This is a genomic window from Pseudoalteromonas fuliginea (assembly GCF_000690055.1).
GTDB classification, from domain to species: Bacteria; Pseudomonadota; Gammaproteobacteria; order Enterobacterales; family Alteromonadaceae; genus Pseudoalteromonas; species Pseudoalteromonas fuliginea.
Genome location: NZ_JJNZ01000047.1, coordinates 1 through 25,170 on the forward strand (window position 1 = coordinate 1; position 25,170 = coordinate 25,170).

Sequence of the window (25,170 nt, forward strand, 5' to 3'; positions counted from 1 at the left end):
AGGCGCTTCAACTTTAGTTGGTTGCTCAGTCACTACAGGTGCTTCAATTTCAGCTGCTTGCTCAGTCACTACAGGTGCTTCAACTTCAGCTGATTCTTTAACCGCTTCAACTTTAGCCAAGTCTTCTACAGCAAGTGCTTGTTCAACTTTTTCAGAAGCATCAACAGCGGTTTCTTGCGATTTAGCTTTAAGTTCAGCTTCATACTCAGCTGCAGCTTGATCTGCTACTGGTACAAATGCAGGTGTTTCGTCTGATTTGTTTTCAGAACCTTCACCTTCTGGTCGGCGGCGACGTTGACCAGATGCACGAAGATGACGAGGAGAGCGGCGTGAACGTGTACGTGTTTGCTCTTGTTCTTCATCAGATGCAGATGTTTCATCGTTAGAATCAACAACGTCAACTTTCTCTTCTTTAATATGCGCTGTTTTTTCTGCTGGAGCTTGCGTTTGCTTTTCTACAGTAGGCGTAACTTGCTCTTTAACTTGTGGTTTTTCATCACTTACCACAGTTTGTTCTGTTATTTTATCTACTGTTTTTGCTTGTTCAGCATTTTCGTCTTGTAAACGTACTTTTTTACGTAAATTACGTCGTTGACGGCGAACTTTAGGCTTCTGCTCTTTAGGCTCTGCAGCTTGTGCTGGTTTAGAATCAGTTTCTACTTCCGGCTTTGCAGGGGCTTCAGTTTTAACTTGATCTTTTTCTTGGTTTTTATGCTCTGGGCGCTTACGAGAGTTAGGATTACGACGGCGCTTGTTGCGATTTTCGTTTCTTTCTTGGTTCTCGTTAGTTACTGGTGAATCAGTTTTAGCTTCATCTTGATCAGTATTGCTGCGTTCAGCACGAGGCTTAGTGCGAGGATTATTTCGACGACGTTGATTGTTATTTCGACGGCGGTTATCGTTACCTCTGCGGTTATTACGTGCTTCTTCTTGCTGCTTTTCAGCGGCTTCTTTTTTCTCTTCTACCGTTTCAGTAGCAAATAACGACTTAAACCACTTAGTGATTGCTGTAAATAAGCCACCATTAGCTTTAGTCTCATTGGTCACTGGCTTAGCTGTTTGTGCAGGCGCTGCTTGTGGAGCTGGTGTAGAAGGCATTACTACACCTTTTAGCATTGGTTCTTCACGTACTGGAGTACTTGGAGATTTAGACATCTCAAATACTTCAGGCTCAGGCGCAATAACTTGTCCGTAACTTACCGTTTCAAGTGTTTCGTCTTTACGTAAACGCATAACTTCGTAATGTGGTGTTTCCATATGTTGATTAGGAATAATCACTACATCACATTTATGATGTTTTTCAATACGATGAACACTACGTCGTTGCTCATTTAACAAATAAGCGGCAACAGCAACAGGCACTTGTGCATTTACTTGTGTCGTATTGTCTTTTATTGCTTCTTCTTCAATTAAGCGAAGAATAGAAAGTGCGATTGATTCGTTAGAACGAATAGTCCCTTGTCCGCTACAGCGAGGGCATGGGCCTTGGCTTGCTTCACCTAATGAAGGACGCAAGCGCTGACGCGACATTTCAAGTAAACCAAAGCGTGAGATTTTACCAATTTGAACACGAGCACGATCTGGGCGAGCAGCATCTTTTAAGCGATTTTCTACTTCACGTTGATGACGTGGAGGGGTCATATCGATAAAGTCGATTACAATCAAACCACCTAGGTCACGAAGACGTAACTGACGTGCAATTTCATCAGCAGCTTCTAAGTTAGTATTTAGTGCTGTTTCCTCAATATCACCGCCTTTTGTTGCTTTAGACGAGTTAATATCGATAGATGTTAATGCTTCAGTAGGGTCAATAACTATTGAACCACCAGATGGAAGACGCACTTCACGCTGAAACGCTGACTCGATTTGGCTTTCAATTTGATAATGTGTAAATAATGGCGTATCGCCTTGGTAAAGCTTAACGCGGCTCATGAAATCAGGACGAAAACGCTCAATGTGCGCTTTAGCTTCTTCAAAAACACGTGGTTTATCAATTAATATCTCACCAATGTCGCGACGTAAATAATCGCGAATGGCGCGAAATATTACGTTACTTTCTTGGTGTATTAAAAAAGGCGCTTTAGCACTGTCGGCTGCTTGGCCAATAGCCTCCCAGTGTACTAATAATGCTTTTAAATCGTAGTTTAGTTCTTCAAATGACTTACCAACACCAGCAGTACGAACAATTAAGCCCATACCTTTAGGTAATTCTAAACGACCTAGTGCTTCTTTAAGTTCAGTGCGCTCATCACCTTCAATACGGCGAGAAATGCCACCGGCACGAGGATTGTTAGGCATTAGAACTAAGTAACTACCAGCAACGCTGATAAAAGTAGTTAACGCTGCGCCTTTTTGGCCTCGTTCTTCTTTATCAACTTGTACTATTACTTCTTGACCTTCTTTGATTACGTCGCGAATATTCGGACGACCATGAAAAGTGTAACCTGCAGGGAAGTAAGTACGGGCTATTTCTTTTAAAGGGAGGAAACCATGGCGATCAGCACCGTATTCAACAAATGCTGCTTCAAGAGATGGTTCAATGCGGGTTATTTTGCCTTTATAAATATTGGCTTTTTTCTGTTCGTGACCTGGGCTTTCTATATCTAAATCATATAGGCGCTGGCCATCAACCAGTGCTACGCGCATTTCTTCTTGCTGCGTTGCATTGATTAGCATACGTTTCATATTGTTACTCTACTTATTTATGTCGCTGACATGACGATGTTTTTATCGCCTGTTCAGTTGTTCCTATTTTTAGAATGTGCAGCCTCACGACTGGGTCTTTAACGGAACGGCTCTGTATTTTCGTACGCAGTATTTTAAATGCTGGCAAACAATAACGTGTATTACCGTTATTAAATTCTAAATGGTGTTAAAACAGTCGGCTTTTCAGCTACGTTTACATGTTTTACACAGAAGTTGGCCTGTCATATCAATCTTACTAAATGTCATTCATATTAGGTGCGTAGGGCTCATTAAGTTGGTGAGTAATACATATTTATGTATCACTAATATCCATTTTAAGAGCAAAAGTTGCTACCAATGTTAATGAACGCTTATTTATTAGATTTTTTTAGTTCTAAATAAGCTGCTGTACGGTACTACAATAATTGAGCAAATGCTGAACGACGTGTTTTTACGTCGTCACTATCAGACAAATTATCTGTTCATTGCTTTCTCAATCGCATTAAAAACCACTTCATGTTCAAACTTAACCAGCAATATATTACGCGCATTGCCGTTAATTGATCGCACGTGTTGACTAGGTATGTATAAAAGCTTTGGAAAACTTAACTCGGATCTGTATGATCGGCTACCCAGAATGTGCATCACGAATGTTTTAATGTGTTAAAAAGCACCGTTGTTATTTGCAAATACTAAATATTTGCGCTGCTGATTATCCCACTATTATTACAGTGTTAGCAACTAAATTATTTTACTTAAATTAGTGATTAGGCAATGTCAGAAAAAAACGACTTACAAGTAACTTATGTCACGATCAATGAAGACCATTTAGGTCAGCGTATTGATAACTTTCTTATTACCCATTTAAAAGGGGTGCCTAAAAGCGCTATTTATAAACTTTTGCGCAAAGGTGAGGTACGCGTTAATAAAAAGCGTATTAAGCCTGTATATAAACTACAGCTTGACGATGTGCTTCGTATTGCACCTATCAGGGTTGCTGAGCGTGAAGAGTTTGTACCATCAAAACTAGATAAAGTAACTCGCCTTGAAAACGATATCTTATTTGAAGATAAATACCTTATCGTTATAAATAAACCTTCAGGCATGGCTGTTCATGGTGGCAGTGGTTTAAGTTATGGTTTAATTGAAGCTTTGCGCGCGCTTCGCCCAGAGGAGCGCAGTCTTGAGCTAGTTCACAGGCTTGACCGTGATACATCGGGTTGTTTACTTATAGCAAAACGTCGTTCGGTGTTAACAGCATTGCATGAACAGCTTCGTGAAAAAACAATGGAAAAAAATTATTGGGCACTAGTTGAAGGGCAGTGGGACTCTAAAACTAAAAATGTAACCGAAGGGCTGCGTAAAAATACGCTTAAATCGGGTGAACGCGTAGTACGTGTAGATAACACTGAGGGCAAGCCTTCGCATACGCGTTTTAAAGTACTTGAACGTTTTAATGATTGCTCGCTTGTACAAGCGTCGCCTGTTACAGGTCGTACACACCAAATTCGTGTGCATACGCAGTGTAAAGGTCATCCAATAGCGTGTGATGATAAATACGGCGATCAAGGGTTTGATGAATCTATGCGTAAAGTTGGCTTAAACCGATTATTTTTACATGCACACGATTTAAGTTTTTATCATCCTAAAAACGAAACAACGATGCGTATTGAAGCGCCCCTTGATAAAACGCTTAAAAATACATTACTAAAATTACGAGACGCAAAACAGTGATTGCAGTGACGCCAATTAAAAAATATAAGCTCGTCATTTTTGATTGGGATAGCACCGTTATGGATTCAGTCACTAAAATAGTTAACTGTATTCGTAGTAGTGCTGAGTCACTTAATTTAGTGTCACCAAGTGACGAAGCCATTAAAAACATTATTGGTATGTCGCTTGAAAAAGCAATTGATGTTTTATTTCCCGATAATGCCGCGCAGCATCAAACGCTAATTAAGGGGTATAAACACCAATATAGTGTTGATACCACGCCAACTCCTGTATTTGATAATGTTGTTAGCGTTTTAGGTGCCTTAAAAGAGCAGGGCATTGTTTTAGCTGTTGCCACAGGTAAAGGTAGGGATGGATTAGAGCGTTTGCTTGATCAAAGCCAACTTAGACATTTTTTTAGTGCAACACGTACAAGTGACGAAGCGCAATCAAAGCCCTCTCCAGATATGTTGTATCAATTACTTGAAGAACTTGGCATAAGCGCTCAAGAAGCTGTAATGATTGGTGATACCCAAATAGACATGACAATGGCAAAAGCTGCAGGCATGGATAGAATTGGCGTAACAATGGGTGTACATAACGCACAGCAGCTAAATGAGCTTAGCCCTGTTGCAATGGTAGATAATTATCTGCAATTACAACAGGTTTTGCTTGGTTAATTTATTTAACTAGGACTTGTTTTGAGCAGTAAGTACATCAATACCAAACTCAGCCAGTAATTGGCTGAGTTTAATTAATGGTAATCCAATTAGGCTATTAGGATCGTCTCCGCTTAGTTTTTCAAATAAACAGATACCTAACCCTTCACTTTTAAAGCTGCCAGCACAATTATAAGGCTGCTCTGCGTCGCAATAAGCACTAATTTGTGCATCACTGAGTGTTTTAAACGTCACATTAAAAGGTTCTACACAGGTTTTTTTAGTGCCAGTTACAATATCGTAAACACAAAGCCCAGTTAAAAATGTTACAGTATTCCCGCTAAATAAATTTAGTTGTTTTACGGCATTTTGTTTATTGTGTGGTTTACCTAAAATTTGATTGTTAAACACAGCGACTTGGTCTGATCCAATAGCTAACCCTTTGTTAAAGTGTTTATTAGCTGCAGAGGCTTTTAATTCACTTAAACGCTTAACCAGTTCGGTAGGTGTTTCGCATTCAAGTGCTGACTCGTCAACGTCTGGTGAAAATGTATCAAATGGTAAATTAAATTTTTGTAATAAAGACTGCCTAAAAGGCGAGCTTGACGCTAAAATAAGTGGGTGCTTCACGGACTGTTTCCCTAAGATAATTCAGATTGAGTTAGGATAAATCAGATCCGAGAGTAAAACACGTTAAAAACCAAGTAAAAATGGTTTTTTACTTTGACTAACAAACTAACTATCTATATGATGCAGCCCCTATGCAAAAGGTGAAAATTCCCATCACTCTTCATCCAGGCAAAGCAGCGCAGCACCGTTTAAAGTATGACGGAATTGTACCGCTTGAAAAACTTACTCGTTTAGAGAAAGTTGTGCAGGAAGAAGTAGGTGAAATAGCGGTAAAAATACATTGCAAGAATGATGATCAAGGTTTCGCTGTGATTAGAGGCAATTTGTCCACACACGTTACTGTCATTTGTCAACGTTGTAATGGTGATTTAGGGTTGGATTTGGTTCAAGACTTTGCATATTCACCAGTAGGTGAAGATACAGAGTTAGATATTTTTCCAGAAGACTACGATGAAGTAGCGCTTGATGAAAATGGTGAAGTTAACGTTTTTGATTTAATTGAAGACGAACTAATTTTAGCAATTCCATTAGTAGCTACCCACAACGAAGCTTCATGCAGTTATTCAGCAAAGCCTGCCAGCTTTGGTGTTTTAAAGGCGGAAGATGATAAACCTAATCCATTTGATATTTTGAAACAACTTAAGAAAGATTCTTAGGAGAAGACTATGGCTGTACAAAAAAGCAAAAAGTCTCGTGCAAGACGCGGCATGCGCCGTTCACACGATGCGATCAGTGGTCCAACTTTAACTGTAGATCAAACATCTGGTGAGACTCATCGTCGTCACCATGTGACTGCAGATGGTTACTACAAAGGCGTTCAAGTAATTTCTAAATAAGAGATTACTTATATGCTGAATGATCTAACCATAGCGTTAGATATGATGGGGGGCGATTACGGCCCCCGTTCATCTATTCCTGCTGCCGTTCACGCAGTAAACGCTCATGCCAATTTAACTCTCATTTTATGTGGCAATGAAGACGTTATATCTAAAGAACTCGAATCCCTCGATTCCTTACCTCATCCTAGACTCATAATTCGTCACTGTAGTGAAATAGTCACTAATGCTTGTGAACCTGCAATTGCTGTGCGTTCAAAAAAAGATTCATCTATGCGTGTTGCCCTTGATTTAGTTAAGTCAGGCGAAGCTCAAGCGTGTGTTAGTTCAGGTAATACTGGTGCGCTATTTTTTATGGCTCACTATGTATTAAAGATGCTGCCAGGTGTTAAACGTGCCGCACTCATTTCATCTGTTCCTACAGAAAGCCAAAACCCAGTATATTTACTCGACTTAGGTGCTAATGTGCACTGCGATGCGCAAATGCTGTATCAGTTTGGCATTATGGGCTCTGTAGTTGCTGGCCAAGCACTTGGCTGCGATAACCCTCGCGTTAGCTTATTAAATATTGGCGCTGAGGATATTAAAGGTCACGATGATATTAAACAGGCTGCACAATTAATGCAGCAAAGCCCACATATTAATTACATTGGTTATAGCGAAGGAAGCGATATTTTTTCTGGCAAGGCTGATGTTATTGTATGCGAAGGTTTTGTGGGTAACGTTGCACTTAAAACATGCGAAGGCATTGCCAAGCTTATTATGAATAAGTTTACAGTTGCGCTCGAAAAGCACCTTTTATATAAATGTATGGCGTTTATATTGCGTCCAATAATAAAAAAACTCTATAAAAGGGTGAACCCCGACCAGTATAACGGTGCTTCTCTGGTAGGATTGCGCGGTATTGTCGTTAAAAGTCATGGAAATGCGTCAGCTAAAGCATTTCAAGCAGCAATTGATGAAGCGGTAAAAGAGGTTGAACGTCAACTTCCTGATAAAATAGCCGCTATTTTCGAAAAAACACATTCTAAAAACACGGCGGTTAATCAATAATTGATGTGCCGTGTATTTCATTATTTATTTGTTTAATTAAAAAGAGCAAAGTATGGCACAAAAAATTGCACTTCTATTCCCAGGTCAAGGCTCGCAAAGCGTTGGTATGTTAAAAGAGCTACTAGAGAGTTCTGACATTGTTAAAGCAACATTTGCAGAAGCATCAGATGCATTGGGTTACGACTTAGCAGAGCTAGTTCTTAATGGCCCAGAAGAAAAATTAAATCAAACTCACCGTACACAACCTGCATTATTAACTGCAAGTGTTGCTATTTATCGTGATTGGCTTGCAGCAAACCCAGATGCCGACGTTGTTATGGCCGGTCACAGCTTAGGTGAATATTCAGCACTAGTATGTAGCGACGTACTAAGCTTGAGTGAAGCTGTTAAGCTTGTTGAAAACCGTGGTTTATACATGCAAGAAGCTGTGCCTGCAGGCGTAGGTTCAATGGCTGCGATTATTGGCTTAGGCGATGAAGAAATAAAAGTGGCGTGTTCTGCCTCAGCGCAAGGTGAGGTTGTATCTCCAGTTAACTACAATTCTCCTGGTCAAGTTGTTATTGCAGGGCATAAAGCGGCAGTAGATAGAGCATCACAAGCATGTAAAGATGCTGGTGCTAAACGCGCATTACCACTTTCGGTTAGCGTACCTTCACATTGCGAACTAATGAAGCCAGCAGCGGATAAGCTAGCGGTAGACTTAGCCGCTTTAACATTTAATACACCTAAGTGTGATGTAATTAATAATGTTGATGTAAAAGCTGAATCGACCGCTGATGCAATTAAAGATGCACTAGTACGTCAACTATACAGCCCAGTTCGCTGGACAGAAACAGTACAAGCCTTGGTTGCGCAAGATGTAACACAAAGCTACGAATTTGGTCCTGGTAAAGTATTAACAGGACTTGCTAAACGAATTGATAGAGCAATGATCTGTGGCTCAGTAAACGATGCCGCTTCAATCGCTGCAGCTAAATAAGAGTATATAAAATGTCTAATTTATTTTCATTAGAGGGCAAAATTGTCCTAATTACTGGCGCTAGCCGTGGTATTGGTAAAGCAATTGCAACAACATTAGTTGCGCAAGGTGCAAAAGTTGCAGGCACTGCTACAAGCGAGTCAGGCGCTGCTAAAATCAGTGAGTACCTGGGTGATAGTGGTAAAGGTTATGCATTAAATGTAACGGATCCTGCATCTATTGAAGCGACACTTGCCGCAATAAAAGCTGATTTTGGCGATATTGACGTACTTGTTAATAACGCAGGTATCACACGTGATAACCTATTAATGCGTATGAAAGAGACTGAGTGGGACGATATAATCGACACTAACCTAAGCTCGATTTTCCGTTTATCTAAAGCGGTACTTCGTCCAATGATGAAGAAAAAGAAAGGCCGTATTATCAATATTGGCTCAGTAGTAGGCACTATGGGTAATGCAGGGCAAGCTAACTATGCGGCGGCTAAAGCGGGCGTAATTGGTTTTTCTAAGTCACTTGCGCGCGAAGTTGCATCTCGTGGTATTACAGTTAACGTAGTGGCACCTGGTTTTATTCAAACTGATATGACTGATGATTTAACTGATGAGCAAAAAGCAGCAACGCTTGCCAATGTTCCAGCAGGGCGTTTAGGTCAACCAGACGAAATTGCTGCTGCAGTGTGTTATTTAGCATCTGACGCAGCTGCGTATGTATCAGGCGAAACTTTGCATGTAAATGGTGCGATGTACATGGTTTAGTAGTCATAATATCGGCTAAATAATAAAATTAAGTTAAGTTAGTTAACTCAAAAACATTGAATTATTTGTGAACTTGCTTTAAACATACTTGAAATTGCTGTGAAAATAAGCGATAAAAGATAAAACTTACACTCAGAGGTTTGACCAGACAATTATTTATGGCCAAATCATTGAATCAGAGAATTATGCGGCGTAAACTACGCCGCAATCTGAAAATAACGCATTGGCGTTTTTAATAAAGGAAAGAAGAATGAGCGATATCCAAGAACGCGTAAAGAAAATCATCATTGAACAACTAGGTGTTAAAGAAGAAGAAGTTAAAAATGAATCTTCTTTCGTAGATGACTTAGGTGCAGATTCTCTTGATACTGTAGAACTAGTAATGGCTCTTGAAGAAGAGTTTGATACTGAGATCCCAGATGAAGAAGCTGAAAAGATCACTACAGTTCAAACTGCAATCGATTACGTTACAGCTCACGCTGAGTAATTAATCGAAAATTAAGGGCAGCATTCGCTGCCCTTAATCTATATATCCAAACCACCTCAAAGTTCGTGATTCAAAAACAAACCTTAACTCCCAATCTTAACTAAAAATTATTTTTGCTAGTGTTATGCGTTTTTAATCTATTTTGGGACTAGCACTTTGAGGTAGCTTGGGTATGATCATCCACCTTATAAAAATATCCCTTATTGGAGGCAAACCGTGGCTAAACGTCGAGTCGTCGTAACTGGCTTAGGAATGTTGACGCCGCTAGGTAATGATGTTCAATCAACCTGGCAAGGCTTATTAGATGGTAAAAGTGGTATTCAAACAATAACCCACTTTGATACATCAAAATTTGGTACAAAGTTCGCTGGTTTAATTAATGACTTTGATGCATCGGCTTATATGTCACCAAAAGATGCAAAAAAAATGGATTTATTTATCCAGTACGGCATTGCAGCGGGTGTTCAAGCTTTTGAAGATTCTGGCCTCGAGATAACAGAGCAAAATGCAACACGTATAGGTGTGGCTGTAGGTTCAGGTATTGGTGGTTTAACGCTTATCGAAGAAAACCACATTAAACTATTAAATAGTGGTCCGCGTAAGTTATCGCCATTTTATGTGCCATCTACCATTATTAATATGATTTCAGGTCATTTATCAATAATGCATGGGCTTCGTGGCCCAAATATTTCTATTGTAACGGCTTGTACAACAGGTTTGCACAACATAGGCCATGCTGCGCGTATGATTGCTTATGGCGATGCTGATGCAATGGTTGCCGGTGGCGCCGAAAAAGCCTGTACACCAATTGGTATGGGTGGCTTTAATGCTGCACGTGCACTATCAACCCGCAATGACGATCCACAAGCGGCTTCTCGCCCTTGGGATAAAGACCGCGATGGTTTTGTGCTTTCTGACGGCGCAGGTGTTGTTGTAGTTGAAGAGTACGAACATGCTAAAGCACGTGGTGCTAAAATTTATGCTGAGCTTGTAGGCTTTGGCATGAGTGGCGACGCGTACCATATGACATCACCACCAGAAGACGGTGCAGGCGCTGCCCTTGCAATGCAAAATTCATTAAACGATGCGCAAGTAAATGCAGAGCAAGTGGGCTACATTAATGCACACGGCACATCAACGCATGCTGGTGATAAAGCCGAAACTGCCGCTGTTAAATCTATTTTTGGTAATGCAGCTAAAGATGTAATGGTCGGTTCGTCTAAATCAATGATGGGTCACTTATTAGGTGCTGCGGGTTCTGTTGAATCAATCGTTTCGATTTTATCGTTAACGGATCAAAAAGTATCGCCAACTATTAACCTTGATAACCCAGACGAAGGGTGTGACTTAGATTATATTGCGCACACTGCACGTGATGCAAAGCTAGACTTTGCACTGTGTAACTCGTTCGGTTTTGGTGGTACTAATGGCTCGTTGCTGTTTAAAAAGGTATAATCTTTTTTAACAACGAATCAAATTATAAGAGCTCAGTTGTTTAACTGGGCTTTTTTTTATGCCAAATAAAATGCAAACAATAATAGCAGTAGATCAAAACAGCACTTTAAGCACGCGTGACAGAGGCTTAAATTACGGTGACGGCTTTTTTACAACGGCTAAAGTTGTTGATGGGCAAGTACAGTATTGGGCTCACCATAAAGCGCGTTTGATTGAATGTGCACAGCGTTTGGGTTTTCCTGAGCTAGATTTTAATAGCCTTGAAAATCAAATTGCTTTGCATATAAAAGCAGCATCACTCAACGTGCTTAAAATACTTGTAACGCGAGGCGAAGGCGGACGTGGTTATGGGCTGCCAAGTGAGTGTAATGTTACTATTTTATTGAGTGTATTAGATTACCCTAGTAATTACAGTGCGCTTACTAAAAAGGGTGTAAGTCTAGAAATATGCCCGATTAAATTAGCTGCACAACCTTATTTAGCAGGTCTTAAAACATTAAACCGGCTTGAGCAAGTACTAGTTAAAAAAGCAATGCAAACGCAAAACTGCGACGATGTGTTAGTGCTTGATTACAATAACAATGTAATTGAAGCCTCAGCAGCTAATATTTTTGCGATTAAAAATAAGTGTGTGTTTACGCCACTGCTTGATGAGTGCGGAATAAAGGGCGTTTACCTACAATCGTTATGTGCTAAATTACCAGTTGAATTTAAACGCGTGAAAGTAGAAGACTTAATCCAAGCAGACGCCGTATTTGTGTGTAATAGCTTAATGGGAGCAGTACCAGTAAAACGTATTGAACAACAGGTATTTAATACAGACGACAGCCACGCATTATTAACTAAATTATTAGCCAAGGAGGCTGAGTGTTAAAAGTTATTTTATCGGTACTCTTTTTAGCTGTTATAACCACTGCTGTTGGTTACCAGCAATTACAAGCAACAATAAATAGCCCGTTAAAGGTAGCTCAAAACACACAATTTGAAGTTAAGCATGGCACTGGCTTTAATAAGTTATGCCATCAATGGCAAGCTAAAAACTGGGTAGAAAGTTGCTGGCGCTATCAGGTAATTGCCAAATTAGATCCCACACTCACCGACTTAAAAGCGGGGCTTTACGAGCTAACAGCCGATAGTGTTATCAGTAATATAAAAAAAATTAATCAAGGCCAGCAAGTCAGTTTTAGTTTTACCATTATTGAAGGGCAAAACTTACGTGAAGTACTAAGTGCTATTAAAAAAGCCGATAATTTACAAAACGATTTAAAAAGTGATGAACTAAGTACACAAATACTGGGTAATGACACGCACTTAGAAGGCTGGTTATTCCCCGACACTTACCATTATCATAATAACGATACTGCAAGCGGTGTATTAAAACGTGCAGCACAGAAAATGCAGCAAACATTAGATGATGCTTGGCAGCAGCGCGCTGCTAATCTACCCTATAAAACAGCATACGAAGCACTAATAATGGCTTCAATTATTGAAAAAGAAACAGGCCTTGCCAGCGAACGTCCGTTAATTGCATCAGCGTTTGTTAATCGATTAAACACCAATATGCGCCTGCAAACCGATCCCACCGTAATATACGGGCTAGGCGCTGATTTTGATGGTGATATTAAACGTAAAGATTTGCGCGATTATACGCCTTACAATACGTATCGTATTAATGGTTTACCGCCAACACCTATAGCAATGCCATCAAAAGCCGCTATTTTAGCTGCAGTTAATCCGCCGCAAAGTGAATACGTTTACTTTGTCGCAAAAGGCGATGGTAGCCACCAGTTTTCAACCACGTTAAAACAGCATAACGCGGCAGTTAAAACGTATATATTAAATAAAAAGAATTAATATTTTATGAAACCAAAATTTATAGTAATAGAAGGGCTAGAAGGCGCTGGTAAATCAACCGCTATTTCGTTATGCCAAGATTTTTTAAACAAAAAACAGATCGACTTTATAAATGTACGTGAACCAGGCGGAACACCACTAGCCGAATCACTGCGCACACTTGTAAAAGCAGAGCATGAAGAAGAAATTGCCTTTGAAACCGAATTGCTGATCATGTATGCGGCGCGTTCGCAGTTAATGCATAACGTCATTAATCCTGCGCTTGAGCAAGGTCAATGGATATTGGCTGATCGCCATGATTTATCATCTCAAGCATATCAAGGTGGCGGACGAGGTATTAGCTCAAATACACTAGCGTCGTTATCATCAATGGTATTAAAAGGATTGAAGCCCGATTTAACTATTTACCTTGATATTGACCCTGTTATTGGCCTTGAACGTGCAAAAGGGCGAGGCGAACTTGATAGAATAGAGCAAGAAGCTATTGAGTTTTTTCAGCGCACTCGCATGCGTTACCTTGAGCTTGCTAACGACGACAGCTCAATTAAAACAGTTGATGCAAACCAAGACATCGATAAAGTACACCGCGATATAACTAACGTACTACGTACATTTTTTGAAGGGCTAAAATAATATGGCACTGCCTTGGCTACACGATACACAGCAACGCTTAGCGCAGAGCTTTCGTGGCCAGCGTTTTCATCATGCACAGTTGTTTTGTGGACCCATTGGCGTTGGTAAATTCGAGTTAAGCGATCAGTTAGCTAATGCCTTATTGTGCCAAAATATAGTACAGCAATCAGCAGCTGCTAATAGTATTTTAGCACCGTGTGGCCACTGTAAAAGTTGTTTACTCACACTTGCAGGCACGCACCCTGATAAACGTTTAACGCAGGTTGATGGGCAAAGTATTGGCGTAGACGATATACGCGGGATCAGTGATTTTATGAATCACTCTGCGGCGCAAAATGGTAACAAAGTAGTTGTTATTAAAAATTGTGAAAAAATGACAACCGCCGCAGCAAATGCATTATTAAAAACGCTAGAAGAGCCAAGTAATAGCCGATTTTTGATACTTACAACAAGCCAAGCTGCACAGCTTCCGGCCACGATATTAAGCCGGTGTGCTAAAACAGATATAAAAGTAATAAACACACAACTTGCCCAGCAATGGCTTGAGTCATTGCAAATTAAAGGTTATAGCTGGTTGCCACTTTTTTATAGCCAACCATTACAAGTTAAGCATTGGCAAGAGCAAAGTCAGTTACAAAGTATTGATATGCTTTATAAGTTTGCAACTGAGTTTAAACAAAGTCATAATTTTAAAGTGTTAGTCGATATTATAAATAAACAGCCTGAGCTTGTTCGCATATTTACTTTGTTCTTAAGTGAGCAACTAAAGCAGCAGTTAATGCAAGGCATGAGCTTTGATGCATATCAGATTGCGCAACAGGCTCTGAGTGAATTTTTGCAAAATAACACAAAAATCCTTGGGCTTAATTTACCGCTTGCAGTATCGCGATTAGCGCACATATTACGTAATTCATAAAAAGGATTAAACATGCAAGAGCTATTAGTTGATATAGATGATCTAGATGAATTATATCGTTGTTATATGCCTTATTTAAAAAAAGGTGGCTTATTTGTACCCACTAATATGCGTTACGAAGTAGGGCACTCATTGGCACTTAGAGTTACCTTGCCTGATGCACTAGAAGATGATGTAGTGACGGGTAAAGTGTCGTGGATCACCCCACAAGGTGCACAAAGCTCTAACCCACCAGGGATAGGTATTACTTTCTTAGATGATAAAACAAACCTTAATTCTAAGATCGAAAAACTACTGGGGACTATGTTAAACTCCGGTAATCCGACTTACACCATGTAGTAAAAAACAGGCCCAATTTTGATTGTAGATTCGCATTGCCATTTAGACCGTCTTGATTTTGATAAACTTGATTTAAACCTTGACCAAGTGCTTGATAAAGCACGTGCTAAAAAGGTTGAGCATTTTTTATGTGTAAGTGTAACACTTGATCAGTTCCCGAGTATGCTTGATAAAATTCAGCATTACGACGATGTATCAGCTTCTTGTGGCGTACATCCACTTGATCAAAAAGACGCACTTAACAAGCAGCAGTTAATTGACCTAGCATCGCACGACAAAGTAGTCGCTATTGGCGAAACAGGCCTTGATTATTATTATTCAAAAGATACACATGCAGTACAGCAAGCCAGTTTTGTTGGGCATATTGAAGTAGCTAACGAATTACAAAAGCCGTTAATTATTCATACTCGCGATGCACGTGTCGACACCATAAACTTAATGCGTGAACATAAAGCGGAAAATTGCGGTGGCGTATTGCATTGTTTTACTGAAGACTGGGATATGGCCAAAAAAGCCATAGACATGGGCTTTTATATTTCGATTTCCGGCATTGTTACCTTTAAAAATGCTTTAGAACTAAAAGAAGTCGTAAAAAAAATCCCACTCGATCGCTTATTAATAGAAACCGACTCGCCTTATTTAGCACCGGTACCGTATCGTGGGCAAACAAATCAGCCAGCATACGTAGAAGACGTTGCTTATTACATTAGCGAACTTAAAGGCATTAGCTTTAATGAACTGGCTAAAGCGACTACCGAGAACTTTTATTCTTTATTTAAATTAGCAGCTAAAGGCTAAATACATGATTACTAACACGGCAAACCTTCCTATTTTACTAATGGGGCCAATGGTGCGCCGTGCAGAGCAAACTGGAGTCTGTATTCAGTTTGCTACCAGCAAGTCTGCAAACTGCCAAATAAACTTATTAAATGTTGAGTGTTATAGCGATCAACACACTGTTTCTTTAGGGGAACATTTGTATCTGCATTTCGTCATTATAAAGCCAATAGACAACAAACTCCCTCTAGATAGCTTATTAAACTATGAGCTTGTAATTGACGATACAGTAATCGATTTATCGCCTTGGTGCTATAGCAGTCAAACAACGCCTGCATTTGTAATCCCCGATAAACTCAGTGATATTTTGCATGGCTCGTGCCGTAATGCACATCATCCAGCAAAAGATAGCTTAGTGTCTGCAAGTCACTGGCAAAATACCCAGCGTGCCAACAATAACGAAGGTGCACAACTACTCTTGCTCAGTGGCGATCAGGTTTACGCCGATGACGTAGCAGGCCCCATGTTATTAGCTATTCATCAGTTAGTTAAGCAACTCGGTATTTATAAAGAGCAACCACTTGCCATTGAGTTACCGGACGATATAAAAGAGCAACTTTATAATCGTCATTTGTATTTACCAAAAACGCCTTGGCAAAAACGTTCAAAATTAGGTATAGGTTACTGGCTAAAAAAAGACGAACCTCACTTTTCAAGTGTAAAAGCCTACAATCACCTTATCCATTTTGAAGAATACATAGCGCTTTATTTATTAAATTTTAGTGCTGCTGCTTGGCAATGCGTTGATATACAAAATACAACGTATTCAGGTCAAAACAAGCAAAACAAAACTATTTTTGACGCTGAAAAAACAGCACTGATTGATTATGCAAAAGGCTTAAGTGAAGTAGAGCGGTTGTTTGCCAATGTATCGACATTAATGATGTTTGACGATCACGATGTAACCGATGATTGGAACCTCACCGCTGGGTGGGAGCAAGCTATAAATGAAAATCCAAGTAGTAAACGAATCATTAATAACGGGTTAATTAGTTATTGGCTTTTCCAAGGAATGGGGAACGATGCACTAAATAAAACAGGCGAGTTACTAACACCTTTTAAGCAAAGCCGTACTGCTAATAATTTATGGCAGTTTAAAGCATTTGATAAACCACTAAACGATTTTAGTTTTTGGCATTACGAGTTAACTACAACCCCAAAAGTAGTGGTGCTAGATACACGTACGCACCGTTGGCGAAATGAGCAAAATTTTAACGAGCCTTCAGGTCTACTTGATTGGGAACGCCTAACAGAGCTTGAAGAAAGCCTATTAAGCCACGATCAGGTTATTATTGTATCGCCAGCCCCCGTATTTGGTGTTAAATCAATAGAAGCTATTCAAGCCATGTTTAATATTTGCGGGCAACCGCTTATGGTTGATGTAGAGAACTGGATGGCACACGAAGGATCGGCTAAAAAACTACTCGATACGTTTAGGCGAACTGATACACCAAACGAAACGCTTATTTTATCGGGAGACGTGCACTATTCATTTTGCTTTTCAGTGCAAAAACGTTTTGGTAATCACCCCAACCGAATTTGGCAACTTACCGCCAGTGGTATTAAAAACGAATTTCCACGTAAATTAATAAACGTACTCGATAAACTAGATTCAATTTTATATGGACCAAAAAGCCCACTTAACTTTTTTACTAAACGTTGGCATATGGAAGTAGATAAACACCAAACTAAGGGCGAAGGGCAAAAGTATTTAGTAAGTGACTCTGCGATTAGTTTAATAACACTCGAACAAGGCAATTTAGCGCGCTATCAATTGATTCATGGCTCTGGGGAATTAACCGAATTTGATTTAGTTGAAAATTAAAAAATGCCCAGAGTAATTAGGAAAACTCTGGGCTTTAGAATGACTCTCTGTTGAGTCTTGCGTTAACTAAAAAAACTTTCTAGATTCTTAGGGAGAAGAAGAAAGTACTTAAAAGTGTAGTTAAGTAATGATAAAAGGCATAACTAAATTTTGCATTTAGTTATATTTAATAACAAATGCTTAGATTTTTTATGCGCAGTTTAAAATGGTTATCCATTTTTTATACCCAGCTTATTAACTGCGTATTTTGCACTAGATCTCGGGGTAGTGAATTTTTGATCTTATTTTTTTGCCATTTCCCGAGCCCAATAGGGCAACCACACAGTGTTAATACTACTTCACCTATTGTCTGAGTTGCTTCCGTTAAGCGTATATCTTTACCTTGAAAATAATCATTTGCTTGCTCGTTATTTAACGCGTAAATATTAGTTTTACACTCATTGCCAAATACGGTTGCAAACTCGTGCGTTAGCCTTACGCCATTTTTATGAATAATGCCAATTTGAATACCTAAGCGTGCGTACTTAATTTTATTTTGCAGGGCTTCAAACCCTTGTGGAAATAACCACAGCTCTTTGTCGCGCTGCATTAAGTTGCCAGGAAGATTAGTTAATTCAAAGTGCTTTTTAAGCGACTGCATAAACGCGGCACTTTGCTTTTTATTAAACTCGTTAAACGGAAACGCGCCTTTTTTAACAGTTTGATTTGGATTATTACAACTTGTTTGCTTTTTAAATTTTGCAATAAAAAAGCCTTCGCTATCGAATGTTTGCGGCCAAACATGCAAATAGCCCTCATTAGTTGTGGCTTCGCTTGCACCTTCAAATAAATCACTTAGGGATTGTGGCTCTATATAGTCGCCAAATTCACTGAGTAAATAATCGCATACTTGCTGGTTTTCGAGCGGAGTAAGTGTACAGGTTGAATACACTAACGTGCCACCTGGCTTTAATGCGTAAAATGCGCTTTTAATTAAGTCTTTTTGTACTTGGGCTATTTGTATGTTTGATTCTATTGACCAATTTTTTAGTGCGTCGGCGTCTTTACGCACAGTACCTTCGCCAGAGCATGGCGCGTCTAGCAATATGCTATCAAAGCATTCAAACATGTAGTTGCCAAATATAACGCCATCAAAGTGCGAGAGCGCACAGTTACCAACCCCCATGCGTTTTAAGGTGGCGCTAAGTACCTTTAAACGAGATGACGAAAGCTCATTTGCAACAAGCACGCCTTGGTTATCCATAAGTGCTGCAAGTTGTGATGTTTTAGAACCCGGTGCTGATGCCATATCAAGCACGGTGTTATTTTGCGAGTTAGCGAGTTTAATACTTTGTTTTAAGGCAATAGGCGGCAGCATTGAACTTGCTTCTTGTACGTACATCGCACCGCTTAGATGTAAGTCAGTATTACCAAGAGCGAGGTTTTGCTCTTCATCGCTTGGGCGTTCTAACCAAAAGCCTTCACTGCACCAAGGGATGGGGGTTAGCAGCCAATTTTTTTCAGTTGCACGTTCTACAAATTCTTCAATGCTAATTTTTAATGTATTAACGCGGATAGATTTTCTGAGTGGCCTGCGACACGCATTTAAAAAGTCATCTAAGTTTAGATGCGCTGGTAAATAGGTTTTTACGTCATCAATAAAGTGCTCAGGAATAAAAGTGTTGGCGTTCACGCGTTGGCTCATACTATAAAAATAAAGCGCGATAATAGCATTTATATAATGCATTTTCAGCGCTTAAAGACGTAACATCTGATTTATTGCCCTGTCGACACTTCATTGTTTTAGTCCATTTTAAAACCATTTTTATGCGACTTTAGGTTAATAGTGTCGACAATGGGCGTGTTTTTTAGCCATTTTGATAGGTTTAAGGGTTGACATGATTTTTTAATAAGCTCATAGTAACCACACTAATTGTCGACAATCTAAAAAATAACTTATGACACACACTTTTAAACGAAGCGCCTATAACTACCGCATCAGATCAAGTATTTGTAGATATGCGCCGTGAGATTGTTGAAGGCAGTATAGTCCAAGGCAGTAAAATATCAGAGCCTGAACTTGCAAAGCGTTATGGTGTAAGCCGTGCAACGCTTAGAGAGGCGTTAAATCGCTTAGAGAGTTGCTACCTTGTTGAGCGTAAAGCTAACGTAGGTTGCCGAGTAGTTGCCCTTACCGCTGAGCGTTTGATTGAAGTTTATCAAGTTCGCAGCTCACTTGAAGGCTTGGCATGTAGGCTGGCTGCCGACAATATGGAACCCGAAGAGATAAAAGGCTTAAAGCAATTACTTAATCAGCACTTGCAAACACAACGTGTTAAAGAGGGCGAGTCTTACTATCAAGAAGCCGGCGATTTAGATTTTCATTACCGTATTATTCAAGGCAGTAAAAACGCGCATTTAATTCATTTACTGTGTAATGAGCTCTATCAATTAATACGCATGTACCGTGTACAAATGGGCATGGTGGGGCCGCGTGTATCAAAAGCGTTTGATGAGCATTTAGCTATTATTAACGCGATTGAAAACCACGACGGCGAACTGGCCGAAATGCTTATGAAGCGCCACATAAGCGCATCGCAAGCAAATATTCAAACCAAATTCGACTTATTAGCTAAGCAAAAAGCATAAGCTGCTAAAAGCTAGCAAGAGCAGTTAAACAGTCATAATTACAGATTAAAACTATAAGTTACTCCACGTAGCAACCGTTCAAAGTGAGGAGAAAGTAATGTCAGCAGGATTAAAATTTAAACACGCTATTGCCAATAACCGCCCGTTACAAGTGGTAGGTACTATTAACGCCTACACAGCGATGATGGCTGAAAAAATGGGTCACCAAGCTATTTACCTCTCAGGTGCCGGTGTTGCAAACGCCTCGTTTGGTATGCCAGATTTAGGTATGACAAGCCTTGATAACGTGCTTGAAGATATTCGTCGTATTACAGGTGCTAGCGACTTACCACTACTTGTTGATGCCGATACCGGTTGGGGTGGGGCATTTAATATTGCGCGCACAGTAAAAGAAATGACTAAAGCCGGTGCGGCGGGTTTTCATATTGAAGACCAAGTAGCGCAAAAGCGCTGTGGTCATCGTCCCAATAAAGAAATTGTAAGCCAAGGTGAAATGGTTGACCGCATTAAAGCGGCGGTTGATGCAAAAACCGATAGCGATTTTTATATTATGGCGCGTACCGATGCATTTCAAAAAGAAGGTTTAAACGCCGCGATAGACCGTGCAGCTGCTTGTGTTGAAGCCGGTGCTGACGCTATTTTTGCAGAAGCCGTACACGACCTTGCTGATTACCAAGCGTTTGCAAAAGCGATTAACGTTCCAATTTTGGCAAACATTACTGAGTTTGGCCAAACACCTATTTACACAAAAGAGCAGTTAAGTGATGTAGGTGTTGAAATGGTGCTTTACCCACTAAGTGCATTTAGAGCCATGAACAAAGCAGCACTAAACGTGTATTCAGCAATTTTAAATGAAGGTTCGCAACAAAGCCAAATTGAAAATATGCAAACGCGTTCTGAGCTTTACGACTTTTTAGATTACCACACGTACGAGAACACACTCGACACACTTTTTTCATCAAAATCTGACAAATAATAATTATTAAAATCACACACAAATTTAAGATAGGAGAAAATCATGGTAGATAAAGCATTAGGCGGCGCGGGTTTACGCGGACAAGTGGCTGGTCAAACAGCATTGTGTACTGTTGGACAAAGTGGTTCTGGTTTAACGTATTGTGGTTATGATATTAGTGAACTTGCCGAAAAAGCGCAGTTTGAAGAAGTGTCTTTTTTACTTTCACGTGGTGAGTTACCAACCACAAGCGAATTGGCAGAATATAAAGCAAAACTAAAAAGTTTACGCGGCTTACCTGATGCGCTTAAAACCGTGCTTGAAAATATTCCTAATGACGCGCACCCAATGGATGTAATGCGCACGGGTTGCTCAATGTTGGGTAACCTTGAAATGGAGCTTGATTTTAGCCAAGCTAATGATGCAATCGACCGTATGGTTGCTGTGTTCCCAAGTATTATTTGTTACTGGTACCGCTTTACACACGATGGCGTACGCATTGAAACACAAACAGATGACGACTCTGTTGGCGCACATTTTTTAACACTGTTACATGACAAAGCACCCAGTGAATTGTTTGCACAGGTAATGAATGTATCACTAATTTTGTACGCAGAGCACGAGTTTAACGCCTCTACCTTTACAGGGCGTGTGTGTGCATCAACGCTTTCTGATATTCATTCTTGCGTAACTGGTGCGATTGGTACGCTGCGTGGTCCATTACATGGTGGTGCTAACGAAGCGGCAATGGATATGACTCAAGGTTTTACAAGCGCTGAACATGCTGAGAAAGAAATTATGGGCATGCTTGAACGTAAAGACAAAATAATGGGCTTTGGTCACGCGATTTATCGCGAATCGGATCCGCGTAACGTAATTATTAAAAAGTGGTCTGAAAAACTAGCAGCAGAGGTAGGCGATACCGTGCTTTACCCTGTGTCTGTTCGTTGTGAAGAGATTATGTGGCGCGAGAAAAAACTGTTTTGTAATGCTGATTTTTTCCATGCATCTGCTTATCACTTTATGGATATTCCAACTAAATTATTTACGCCAATATTTGTAATGAGCCGTGTTACTGGTTGGACTGCCCATGTAAAAGAGCAACGTGCTAACAACCGTATTATTCGCCCAAGTGCCGATTACACAGGGCCCGATGCACGTAGTTACACACCAATAGAGTCACGTTAAAAAATGGGTGAGCACGCATGTGCTCACTTTTTTATTGCACATAGCCACTAGCGAGCAGTTTTTCTCAACTTTTCATTAAACACGCTAGCTGTGAGCAAACACCGTCATCAATTAGCGAATTTATTATGACCATAATTAATAATACCCAATACCGTAAACCTCTACCGGGCTCAAATGTCGACTATTACGATACGCAAGAAGCCGTAGATGCAATTAAGCCAGGTGCATACGCCACACTACCTTATACATCGCGTGTATTTGCCGAAAACCTAGTACGCCGATGCGACCCTGCCATGTTAACCGATGCACTTAATCAGCTGATTGAGCGCAAACAAGATTTAGATTTTCCGTGGTATCCGGCGCGTGTAGTGTGCCACGATATTTTAGGCCAAACAGCACTTGTTGATTTAGCTGGGCTTCGTGATGCAATTGCAGCAAAAGGCGGCGATCCGGCTAAAGTGAATCCGGTAGTACCTACGCAGTTAATAGTGGATCATTCACTAGCGGTAGAGCATGCCGGTTTTGATCCTGACGCATTTGAAAAAAACCGCGCTATTGAAGACAGACGAAATGATGACCGTTTTCATTTTATAAACTGGACTAAAACTGCGTTTAAAAATATTGACGTTATTCCACCGGGTAACGGCATTATGCATCAAATTAATCTTGAAAAAATGTCGCCGGTTATTCAAAACCGAGATGGCATTGCATTTCCAGATACACTAGTAGGTACCGACAGCCACACGCCTCATGTTGATGCGCTGGGTGTTATTGCGGTGGGTGTAGGCGGGCTTGAAGCTGAAAGCGTAATGCTGGGCCGCGCTTCTTATATTCGCTTACCTGATATTGTTGGTGTTGAGCTAACAGGTAAGCGCCAACCAGGTATTACCGCTACCGATATTGTGTTGGCCATTACTGAATTTTTACGTGAGCAACGTGTTGTTTCTACTTATTTAGAGTTTTACGGTGAAGGTGCCGACGCGCTTACACTTGGCGACAGAGCAACCATTTCGAACATGACGCCTGAATTTGGCGCAACTGCAGCCATGTTTTATATTGATGATAAAACAATAGATTACTTGCGTTTAACAGGTCGCGAAGAAGAACAAATTGCCCTTGTAGAAAACTACGCAAAAACAGCAGGCCTTTGGAGCGATAGCTTAAAAACCGCAAAATATGAGCGTGTGCTTACGTTTGATTTATCAAGCGTGGGGCGCAATATTGCAGGTCCATCTAATCCACACCGCCGAGTATCAACAAGCGATTTAGCTAAAGAAGGTATTTCGGGTATTGTTGAAAATGAAGAGGGCTTAATGCCAGACGGCGCGTGTATTATTGCTGCTATTACTAGCTGTACTAATACGAGTAATCCACGCAATGTAATAGCTGCAGCACTCCTTGCCCGTAACGCAAATGCTAAGGGTTTAATGCGCAAACCTTGGGTTAAAACTTCATTAGCACCGGGCTCAAAAGCAGTGCAATCATACCTTGAAGATGCAAACTTACTAACAGAGCTTGAGCAACTTGGCTTTGGCATTGTTGGTTTTGCGTGTACTACCTGTAATGGTATGAGCGGGGCGCTTGACCCTGTTATTCAAAAAGAAGTGATCGATCGCGATTTATACACTACCGCGGTGCTTTCGGGTAATCGCAACTTTGATGGGCGTATTCACCCTTATGCTAAGCAAGCATTTTTAGCGTCACCTCCTTTGGTTGTTGCGTACGCCATTGCTGGTACTATTCGCTTTGATATTGAAAAAGGAATACTTGGGCAAGATCAACAAGGTAACGATATTACACTTAAAGATTTATGGCCATCTGACGAAGAGATTGATGCAGTTATTAAGCAAAGCGTTAAGCCTGAGCAATTTAGAAAAGTATACGAGCCAATGTTTAATTTAACCGTAGATTACGGTGAAGATAACGACCCACTTTACGATTGGCGCCCAGAAAGCACCTACATTCGTCGCCCTCCTTATTGGGAAGGTGCACTTGCGGGTGAGCGCACAATGACCGGTATGCGTGCGCTTGCAGTTCTTGGCGATAACATTACAACGGATCATTTATCGCCATCAAACGCAATTATGGCAAGCAGCGCTGCTGGCGAATACCTGACCAAAATGAACGTCCCAGAGGAAGACTATAACTCGTACGCAACGCACCGGGGCGATCATTTAACAGCGCAGCGTGCAACCTTTGCCAATCCAAAGCTGCTAAACGAAATGGTACTTGACGAAAACGGCGACGTTAAACAAGGTTCTTACGCACGCTTAGAGCCACAAGGTACTAATACCCGTATGTGGGAAGCAATCGAAGCTTACATGGAGCGTAAACAACCGCTTATTATCGTAGCCGGTGCCGATTACGGTCAAGGTTCATCGCGCGATTGGGCTGCAAAAGGCGTAAGACTTGCAGGCGTTGAAGTAATAGCAGCTGAGGGCTTTGAGCGTATTCACCGTACTAACTTAATTGGTATGGGGGTTTTACCGCTTGAGTTTAAAGCAGGCACAACGCGTAAAACTCTAAAGCTGGATGGCAGTGAAACGTACAATGTAACGGGTGATTTAAAACCAGGCGCCACCGTTAATTTAAGCATTACCCGTAAAGACAGTGAAGTGCTTACTGTGCCTATGAAGTGCCGTATCGACACCCAAGAAGAGCTTTCTATTTACGCAGCTGGTGGTGTATTACAGCGCTTTGCTCAAGACTTTTTAGAAGCAACACAATCTGCATAAGGGCA

Annotated in this window: 23 protein-coding genes; 20 read left to right on the forward strand and 3 right to left on the reverse strand. The window is 40.5% G+C overall.

All coding sequences use genetic code 11. The annotated features are described in order from the left end of the window. Nucleotides 1-2,685, reverse strand: a 2,685-nt coding sequence (rne, locus tag DC53_RS07220) for a ribonuclease E (RefSeq protein ID WP_033030612.1), incomplete at its 3' end; no start/stop codon positions are given. 774 nt (nucleotides 2,686-3,459) lie between these two features. Between rne and rluC the strand changes: the two genes are divergently transcribed. Further along, nucleotides 3,460-4,419, forward strand: coding sequence for a 23S rRNA pseudouridine(955/2504/2580) synthase RluC (rluC, locus tag DC53_RS07215; RefSeq protein ID WP_002962392.1), 960 nt, complete (start codon nucleotides 3,460-3,462; stop codon nucleotides 4,417-4,419). Further along, complete coding sequence (locus tag DC53_RS07210; RefSeq protein WP_204247248.1) at nucleotides 4,416-5,078, forward strand: HAD-IA family hydrolase; 663 nt, start codon at nucleotides 4,416-4,418, stop codon at nucleotides 5,076-5,078. Before rluC ends, DC53_RS07210 begins: the two co-directional genes overlap by 4 nt. Nucleotides 5,079-5,087: 9 nt before the next feature. On the opposite strand, the gene DC53_RS07205 is transcribed toward DC53_RS07210, so the two are convergent. Next, on the reverse strand, nucleotides 5,088-5,687 hold the full coding sequence (locus DC53_RS07205) for a Maf family protein (RefSeq protein WP_033030614.1): 600 nt from the start codon (nucleotides 5,685-5,687) through the stop codon (nucleotides 5,088-5,090). Between the two features lie 131 nt (nucleotides 5,688-5,818). Between DC53_RS07205 and yceD the strand changes: the two genes are divergently transcribed. From yceD to DC53_RS07135, 14 genes are all read left to right on the forward strand, one after another. Beyond that, a complete protein-coding gene (yceD, locus tag DC53_RS07200) occupies nucleotides 5,819-6,343 on the forward strand; it encodes a 23S rRNA accumulation protein YceD (RefSeq protein WP_007375269.1) in 525 nt (174 codons plus the stop codon). Between the two features lie 9 nt (nucleotides 6,344-6,352). Further along, nucleotides 6,353-6,523: a 50S ribosomal protein L32 gene (rpmF, locus tag DC53_RS07195; protein WP_002962381.1), complete on the forward strand. Its 171-nt coding sequence runs from the start codon at nucleotides 6,353-6,355 to the stop codon at nucleotides 6,521-6,523. A gap of 12 nt (nucleotides 6,524-6,535) precedes the next feature. Beyond that, the gene (gene plsX, locus DC53_RS07190) at nucleotides 6,536-7,576 is read left to right on the forward strand and encodes a phosphate acyltransferase PlsX (protein WP_033030617.1); all 1,041 of its coding nucleotides are present in this window, start codon (nucleotides 6,536-6,538) and stop codon (nucleotides 7,574-7,576) included. A 52-nt stretch (nucleotides 7,577-7,628) separates the two neighbouring features. Next, entirely contained in the window at nucleotides 7,629-8,555 is a 927-nt protein-coding gene (gene fabD, locus DC53_RS07185; protein ID WP_033030618.1) for an ACP S-malonyltransferase, read from the forward strand. A gap of 11 nt (nucleotides 8,556-8,566) precedes the next feature. Beyond that, nucleotides 8,567-9,313 carry a 3-oxoacyl-ACP reductase FabG gene (fabG, locus tag DC53_RS07180; protein WP_007375266.1) on the forward strand — a complete coding sequence of 249 codons (747 nt, stop codon included), beginning with the start codon at nucleotides 8,567-8,569 and terminating at the stop codon, nucleotides 9,311-9,313. Between the two features lie 250 nt (nucleotides 9,314-9,563). Continuing rightward, a complete protein-coding gene (gene acpP, locus DC53_RS07175) occupies nucleotides 9,564-9,800 on the forward strand; it encodes an acyl carrier protein (RefSeq protein ID WP_002962377.1) in 237 nt (78 codons plus the stop codon). Between the two features lie 216 nt (nucleotides 9,801-10,016). Continuing rightward, the gene (fabF, locus tag DC53_RS07170) at nucleotides 10,017-11,255 is read left to right on the forward strand and encodes a beta-ketoacyl-ACP synthase II (protein ID WP_033030619.1); all 1,239 of its coding nucleotides are present in this window, start codon (nucleotides 10,017-10,019) and stop codon (nucleotides 11,253-11,255) included. A 58-nt stretch (nucleotides 11,256-11,313) separates the two neighbouring features. Next, nucleotides 11,314-12,129: an aminodeoxychorismate lyase gene (pabC, locus tag DC53_RS07165; protein ID WP_081824570.1), complete on the forward strand. Its 816-nt coding sequence runs from the start codon at nucleotides 11,314-11,316 to the stop codon at nucleotides 12,127-12,129. Then, entirely contained in the window at nucleotides 12,123-13,109 is a 987-nt protein-coding gene (mltG, locus tag DC53_RS07160) for an endolytic transglycosylase MltG (RefSeq protein ID WP_033030620.1), read from the forward strand. The genes pabC and mltG overlap by 7 nt, the downstream gene beginning before the upstream one ends. A 6-nt stretch (nucleotides 13,110-13,115) precedes the next feature. Beyond that, nucleotides 13,116-13,742 carry a dTMP kinase gene (gene tmk, locus DC53_RS07155; RefSeq protein WP_008135397.1) on the forward strand — a complete coding sequence of 209 codons (627 nt, stop codon included), beginning with the start codon at nucleotides 13,116-13,118 and terminating at the stop codon, nucleotides 13,740-13,742. Nucleotide 13,743: 1 nt separating this feature from the next. Beyond that, a complete protein-coding gene (locus DC53_RS07150; RefSeq protein ID WP_007375261.1) occupies nucleotides 13,744-14,658 on the forward strand; it encodes a DNA polymerase III subunit in 915 nt (304 codons plus the stop codon). Between the two features lie 12 nt (nucleotides 14,659-14,670). Then, on the forward strand, nucleotides 14,671-14,997 hold the full coding sequence (locus tag DC53_RS07145; protein ID WP_007375260.1) for a PilZ domain-containing protein: 327 nt from the start codon (nucleotides 14,671-14,673) through the stop codon (nucleotides 14,995-14,997). An 18-nt stretch (nucleotides 14,998-15,015) separates the two neighbouring features. Then, nucleotides 15,016-15,795 (forward strand): TatD family hydrolase, encoded by a 780-nt coding sequence (locus DC53_RS07140; protein WP_007375259.1) that lies wholly within the window; start codon nucleotides 15,016-15,018, stop codon nucleotides 15,793-15,795. Nucleotides 15,796-15,799: 4 nt separating this feature from the next. After that, entirely contained in the window at nucleotides 15,800-17,659 is a 1,860-nt protein-coding gene (locus DC53_RS07135; protein WP_033030621.1) for an alkaline phosphatase D family protein, read from the forward strand. A gap of 220 nt (nucleotides 17,660-17,879) precedes the next feature. Here the strand turns inward: DC53_RS07135 and rsmF are convergent, their stop codons facing one another. Next, nucleotides 17,880-19,331, reverse strand: coding sequence for a 16S rRNA (cytosine(1407)-C(5))-methyltransferase RsmF (gene rsmF, locus DC53_RS07130; RefSeq protein ID WP_033030671.1), 1,452 nt, complete (start codon nucleotides 19,329-19,331; stop codon nucleotides 17,880-17,882). Between the two features lie 293 nt (nucleotides 19,332-19,624). On the opposite strand from rsmF, the gene DC53_RS07125 reads away from it, so the two are divergent. The 4 genes from DC53_RS07125 (at nucleotide 19,625) to acnD (ending at nucleotide 25,165) form a co-directional block, all read left to right on the forward strand. Then, nucleotides 19,625-20,287, forward strand: a complete 663-nt coding sequence (locus DC53_RS07125; protein WP_033030622.1) for a GntR family transcriptional regulator — start codon at nucleotides 19,625-19,627, stop codon at nucleotides 20,285-20,287. A 97-nt stretch (nucleotides 20,288-20,384) separates the two neighbouring features. Then, nucleotides 20,385-21,263 carry a methylisocitrate lyase gene (gene prpB / locus DC53_RS07120; RefSeq protein ID WP_002962361.1) on the forward strand — a complete coding sequence of 293 codons (879 nt, stop codon included), beginning with the start codon at nucleotides 20,385-20,387 and terminating at the stop codon, nucleotides 21,261-21,263. Between the two features lie 42 nt (nucleotides 21,264-21,305). Next, nucleotides 21,306-22,430 (forward strand): bifunctional 2-methylcitrate synthase/citrate synthase, encoded by a 1,125-nt coding sequence (gene prpC / locus DC53_RS07115; protein ID WP_033030623.1) that lies wholly within the window; start codon nucleotides 21,306-21,308, stop codon nucleotides 22,428-22,430. A gap of 125 nt (nucleotides 22,431-22,555) precedes the next feature. Then, nucleotides 22,556-25,165 carry a Fe/S-dependent 2-methylisocitrate dehydratase AcnD gene (acnD, locus tag DC53_RS07110; protein WP_007375254.1) on the forward strand — a complete coding sequence of 870 codons (2,610 nt, stop codon included), beginning with the start codon at nucleotides 22,556-22,558 and terminating at the stop codon, nucleotides 25,163-25,165. Nucleotides 25,166-25,170: the final 5 nt, after the last annotated feature.

Excerpts from the sequence above, each read along its gene's own strand:
- rluC (WP_002962392.1), top strand. The coding sequence starts at position 3,460 with ATGTCAGAAAAAAACGACTTACAAGTAACTTATGTCACGATCAATGAA.
- yceD (WP_007375269.1), top strand. The coding sequence starts at position 5,819 with ATGCAAAAGGTGAAAATTCCCATCACTCTTCATCCAGGCAAAGCAGCG.
- rpmF (WP_002962381.1), top strand. The coding sequence starts at position 6,353 with ATGGCTGTACAAAAAAGCAAAAAGTCTCGTGCAAGACGCGGCATGCGC.
- plsX (WP_033030617.1), top strand. The coding sequence starts at position 6,536 with ATGCTGAATGATCTAACCATAGCGTTAGATATGATGGGGGGCGATTAC.
- fabD (WP_033030618.1), top strand. The coding sequence starts at position 7,629 with ATGGCACAAAAAATTGCACTTCTATTCCCAGGTCAAGGCTCGCAAAGC.
- fabG (WP_007375266.1), top strand. The coding sequence starts at position 8,567 with ATGTCTAATTTATTTTCATTAGAGGGCAAAATTGTCCTAATTACTGGC.
- acpP (WP_002962377.1), top strand. The coding sequence starts at position 9,564 with ATGAGCGATATCCAAGAACGCGTAAAGAAAATCATCATTGAACAACTA.
- pabC (WP_081824570.1), top strand. The coding sequence starts at position 11,314 with ATGCCAAATAAAATGCAAACAATAATAGCAGTAGATCAAAACAGCACT.
- tmk (WP_008135397.1), top strand. The coding sequence starts at position 13,116 with ATGAAACCAAAATTTATAGTAATAGAAGGGCTAGAAGGCGCTGGTAAA.
- DC53_RS07150 (WP_007375261.1), top strand. The coding sequence starts at position 13,744 with ATGGCACTGCCTTGGCTACACGATACACAGCAACGCTTAGCGCAGAGC.
- DC53_RS07145 (WP_007375260.1), top strand. The coding sequence starts at position 14,671 with ATGCAAGAGCTATTAGTTGATATAGATGATCTAGATGAATTATATCGT.
- DC53_RS07135 (WP_033030621.1), top strand. The coding sequence starts at position 15,800 with ATGATTACTAACACGGCAAACCTTCCTATTTTACTAATGGGGCCAATG.
- prpB (WP_002962361.1), top strand. The coding sequence starts at position 20,385 with ATGTCAGCAGGATTAAAATTTAAACACGCTATTGCCAATAACCGCCCG.
- prpC (WP_033030623.1), top strand. The coding sequence starts at position 21,306 with ATGGTAGATAAAGCATTAGGCGGCGCGGGTTTACGCGGACAAGTGGCT.
- acnD (WP_007375254.1), top strand. The coding sequence starts at position 22,556 with ATGACCATAATTAATAATACCCAATACCGTAAACCTCTACCGGGCTCA.